This window comes from Pseudomonas sp. CM27 (assembly GCF_013179515.1).
Taxonomy (GTDB): Bacteria; Pseudomonadota; Gammaproteobacteria; order Pseudomonadales; family Pseudomonadaceae; genus Aquipseudomonas.
Window position 1 is genome coordinate 1 of record NZ_JABMCN010000345.1, and the last position, 5,037, is coordinate 5,037.

General features: G+C 67.3%; 4 protein-coding genes. All 4 read left to right on the plus strand.

Translation table 11 applies throughout. The features are described 5' to 3' along the window. The coding region (locus tag HP547_RS27305) for an aldehyde dehydrogenase family protein (RefSeq protein WP_172288546.1) at positions 1–289 on the plus strand (289 nt) is incomplete at its 5' end. Positions 290–363: 74 nt separating this feature from the next. After that, on the plus strand, positions 364–2,247 hold the full coding sequence (locus tag HP547_RS27310; protein WP_172288548.1) for an AMP-binding protein: 1,884 nt from the start codon (positions 364–366) through the stop codon (positions 2,245–2,247). After that, the gene (locus HP547_RS27315) at positions 2,244–3,485 is read left to right on the plus strand and encodes a thiolase family protein (protein ID WP_172288550.1); all 1,242 of its coding nucleotides are present in this window, start codon (positions 2,244–2,246) and stop codon (positions 3,483–3,485) included. The genes HP547_RS27310 and HP547_RS27315 overlap by 4 nt, the downstream gene beginning before the upstream one ends. A 14-nt stretch (positions 3,486–3,499) precedes the next feature. Then, the coding region (locus tag HP547_RS27320) for an acyl-CoA dehydrogenase family protein (RefSeq protein ID WP_172288552.1) at positions 3,500–5,037 on the plus strand (1,538 nt) is incomplete at its 3' end.

Genomic DNA, 5,037 nt, shown 5'->3' on the forward strand with positions numbered 1-5,037 from the left:
GCGCGCCGAAGGTGACGAGGCTTTGCTGCACTTGGCCAACGACTCCGAGTTCGGCCTGTCGTCGGCCATTTTCAGCCGTGACACCAGCCGCGCGCTGGCCCTGGCGCAACGGGTGGAGTCGGGCATCTGTCATATCAATGGCCCGACTGTGCACGACGAGGCGCAGATGCCGTTTGGCGGGGTCAAGGCGAGTGGCTACGGCAGCTTCGGCAGCCGTACGGCGATCGACCAGTTCACCCAGTTGCGCTGGGTCACCCTGCAGAACGGCCCGCGCCATTACCCCATCTGAGCAACACGCGATTGGCCGCCACCGGCAGCGCCGGGCGGCGGCAGGATGTACAACAAGAACAAGGAGCAACCTGCGTGAATACCGAAGCCCGCTCACGGTCGACCGACCCTGGCCAACCTCCGCGCTACCGGCAGGTGTCCATCGGCCATCCCCAGGTGCAGGTCAGCCAGGCTGACGGCATTGTGCGCATGCACCCCGTCGAACCTTTGGCGCCGCTGCCGGCGCGCCTGCTCGACCGGCTGCTGCACTGGGCGCACACGCGCTCCGATATCACCTTTATTGCGGCGCGCGAACCTGACGGCAGCTGGCGCGCGATCACCTACGCGCAAATGCTCGGCCAGGTGCGCACCATTGCCGCCAACCTGCTGGGTTTCGGCCTGAGCGCCGAGCGGCCGCTGGCGCTGTTTTCCGGGAATGACATCGAGCACCTGCAGATCGCCCTGGGCGCCATGTATGCCGGCATTCCTTATTGCCCGGTGTCGCCGGCCTATGCGCTGCTGTCGCAGGACTTTGCCAAACTGCGGCATGTCTGCGAGGTGTTGACCCCGGGGCTGGTATTCGCCACCGACGCGCAGCCGTTCCAGCGCGCGTTCGATGCCGTGCTTGATCCGTCGGTAGCGGTGGTCAGTGTGCGTGGCCAGGCCCAGGGCCGTAGGCACATCGATTTTGCCAGCCTGTTGCAACCCTGCGACCTGGCGCCCGCCGACGCCGCGTTTGCCGCTACCGGGCCCGACACCATCGCCAAGTTCCTCTTCACCTCTGGCTCCACCAAGCTGCCCAAGGCGGTGATCACCACCCAGCGCATGCTCTGCGCCAACCAGCAGATGCTGCTGCAGACCTTTCCGGTATTTGCCGAAGAGCCGCCGGTGCTGGTCGACTGGCTGCCCTGGAACCACACCTTCGGCGGCAGCCACAACCTCGGCATCGTGTTGTACAACGGCGGCAGCTTCTACCTGGACGCCGGCAAACCCACCCCGCAAGGCTTCGGCGAAACGTTGCGCAACCTGCGCGAAATCTCGCCTACGGCCTACCTTACCGTGCCCAAGGGCTGGGAAGAGCTGGCCAAGGCGCTGGAGCAGGACGCCCAGTTGCGCGAGGTGTTCTTTGCCCGTATCAAGCTGTTCTTCTTCGCTGCCGCAGGCCTTTCGCAAAGCGTGTGGGACCGCCTGGACCGCATCGCCGAGCAACACTGCGGCGAACGTATCCGCATGATGGCTGGCCTGGGCATGACCGAAGCCGCGCCGTCCTGCACCTTCACCACCGGGCCGCTGTCGATGGCGGGCTATGTGGGGTTGCCGGCACCGGGTTGCGAAGTGAAGCTGGTGCCGCAGGCGGGCAAGCTGGAGGCGCGTTTTCGCGGGCCGCACATCATGCCGGGGTACTGGCGCTCCCCGCAGCAGAGCGCCGAGGCATTCGACGAGGAGGGCTTCTACTGCTCGGGCGATGCGCTGAGACTGGCCGACCTGCAGCAACCGGAACAGGGCCTGATGTTCGATGGCCGTATCGCCGAGGACTTCAAGTTGTCGTCCGGGGTGTTTGTCAGCGTCGGCCCCTTGCGTAACCGTGCGGTGCTGGAAGGTTCGCCCTATGTGCAGGACATCGTGGTAACGGCGCCGGACCGGGAGTGCCTGGGCGTGCTGGTATTTGCGCGCCTGCCCGAATGCCGCCAGCTGGCCGGGTTGGCGGCCGATGCCAGCGATGCCGAGGTACTGGGCAGCACTGCGGTGCGCAGCTGGTTCGCTGACTGGCTGGCGCGGCTGAACCGCGATGCCCAGGGCAACGCCAGCCGCATCGAATGGCTGGCGCTGCTGGACGAGCCGCCCTCGATCGACGCAGGCGAAATCACCGACAAGGGCTCGATCAACCAGCGCGCGGTATTGCAGCGTCGTGCCGCGCAGGTAGAGGCGCTGTACTGCGGCGAACACCCCACCCAGCTGCACGCGCAGGCTCGGCCATGAGCAGCGGCGGGTTATGCACCGCGTTCGACGATGTGGCCATCGTCGAAATGGCACGCACGCCTTGGGTCGACCTGGGCGGGGCGCTGGCAGGTGTGTCGCCCATCGACCTGGGCATCAAGGCAGGCCGGGCCGTGCTGGTGCGCGCCGGCCTTGATCCGCAGGCCGTGGACAGCGTGCTGGCCGGCAGCATGGCCCACGCCAGTTTCGATGCCTACTTCCTGCCGCGCCATGTCGGGCTGTACTGCGGTGTGCCGCAGGCCACGCCCGCATTGGCGGTACAGCGCATCTGCGGTACCGGGCTGGAACTGCTGCGCCAGGCCGGCGAGCAGCTGCGCAGTGGTGCGCAACAGGTGCTGTGCGTGGGTACCGAGTCGATGTCGCGCAACCCGATCGCGGCCTACGAGCACCGCGGTGGCTTTCGCCTGGGGGCGCCAGTGGGCTTCAAGGACTTTCTCTGGGAGGCGCTGCACGACCCCGCTGCCGGTGTGGACATGATCGGCACTGCGGACACCCTGGCGCGTGACCATGGCCTGGACCGCACTGCAGTGGATGCCTGGGCTCTGCGCAGCCATCAGCGTGCCCTGCAGGCGCAGCACGCGGGCTGGTTCGATGAGGAAGTTGTCCGCATCACGGCTGAGACCTTTGACGCCGAAGGCTGCCTGCCACGTGGCATCGAACTGCCGCGGGGGGTGAGCGAGGTCAGCCGCGACAGCCATCCGCGGCCTACCGACGCCGTGGCGCTGGCCCGGCTGCGTGCCGTTCACACCCGGGGCGTGCAAACCGCCGGCAACAGCTGCGCAGTGGTCGATGGCGCTGCGGCGGCGCTGGTGGCGCGCTTGTCCACCTGCACGCGGCCACCGTTGGCCCGCTTGCGGATGGTCACGGCAGTTGGTGTGCCACCGCAGACCATGGGTATCGGGCCAGCGCCGGCGATCGCGCTGCTGCTGGCGCGCAGCGGTCTGCGCCTGGAGCAGATCGACCGTTTCGAACTCAACGAAGCCCAGGCCGCGCAAGTGCTGGCCGTGGTCCAGTCGCTACAGCTGGATGTCAACAAGCTCAATGTCCACGGTGGGGCCATTGCCCTCGGCCACCCGCTGGCCGCCACCGGCCTGCGGCTGGTGCACACCCTGGCCCGGCAACTGCGTCAGGGCAACCTGCGCTACGGGGTTGCCGCAGCCTGCATCGGCGGCGGCCAAGGCATGGCACTGCTGCTCGAAAACCCCCATTTCATTGGCTGAACACGAGGTATCCCATGGCCTGGAAGGCACCTTTGGCGGACATGCAATTCGTACTGCAACACTGGCTGCGGGCCGACCGCGCCTGGCAGGCAATGCCGGCCTATGCCGAGGTCGACCTTGATCTGGCCATGCAGGTGCTGGAACAGGCTGCCCGTTTCAGCGAGCAGGTACTGGTGCCGCTGAACACAACGGGTGACCGCCAGGGTTGTACGCTGGAGCATGGCAACGTGCGCACGCCGCAGGGTTTCCCGGCGGCCTATCGGGCTTATGTCGAGGGTGGCTGGCCTGCGCTGGCCTGTGATCCGGCGCTGGGTGGCCAGGGTTTGCCTGTGCTGCTGGACGCTGCCATGCAGGAGATGCTGTTTGCCAGCAACCATGGCTGGGCCATGTATACCGGCATCGCTCATGGCGCGTACCTGTGCCTGAAGGCCCATGCCTCTGCCGAGCTGCAGGCGCGGTACCTGCCGGGGATCGTCAGTGGCGCAACCTTGCCCACCATGTGCCTCACCGAGCCCCAGGCCGGCAGCGACCTTGGCTTGCTGCGCTGCCGCGCCGAAGCTGTGGGCGAAGGCCGTTATGCCGTCACCGGCAACAAGCTGTTCATCTCCGGCGGCGACCACGACCTCACCCACGATATCCTGCACCTGGTGCTGGCCCGCTTGCCGGGTGCGCCGGCAGGCAGCCGCGGCTTGTCGCTGCTGCTGGTGCCGAAATGGCTGGAGGATGGCCAACGCAATGCCGTGCACTGCGATGGCCTGGAACACAAGCTGGGCATACGCGCCAGCGCTACCTGCACGCTGCGCTTCGAGGGCGCCAGCGGCTGGCTGGTCGGGCAGGCGCACGGCGGCCTGGCGGCCATGTTCGTGATGATGAATGCGGCCCGGCTGCATGTCGGCCTGCAAGGGCTGGCGCATGCCGAGGCGGCCTGGCAATGCGCCCGGGACTATGCCCTGGAGCGTCGGCAGATGCGTGCGGTGGGGCATGCGCTAGGGGATGCCGACCCGATCGCCCTGCACCCTGCCATGCGCCAGGTGCTGCTGGAGCTGCGGGTGCGTAGCGAAGGCATGCGCGCGCTGGGCTACTGGACGGCGCACTGGCTGGATGTGGCCGCCGCAGCAGCCGACCCGGCACAGCGGACCAAGGCGTCTAAGCTGGCGGCCCTGCTGACGCCGATCGTCAAGGCGGCCTTCACCGACTACGGTTTCAGCCTGGCCAGCAAGGCCCTGCAGGTGTTTGGCGGGTATGGCTACACAGGCGAGTTCGGCATCGAACAGACCCTGCGCGACAGCCGCATCGCCATGATCTACGAAGGCACCAACGAAGTGCAGGCCAATGACCTGTTGCTGCGCAAGGTGCTGGGCGATGGTGGCGAAGGCTTCGCGCTGCTTCTGGAGGCACTGCGCGAGGAGGGCGATGCGCTGCGCAGGGTGTGCGACACGCTGGAGGACGTGCTTGCCAAGGTCATGCGTGCCGCGTCAGACGACCCCGAGTATGCATACCGTGCCGCGGGCGGCTTCCTGCAATTGTGCGCCACCGCCTTGCAAGCCTACGC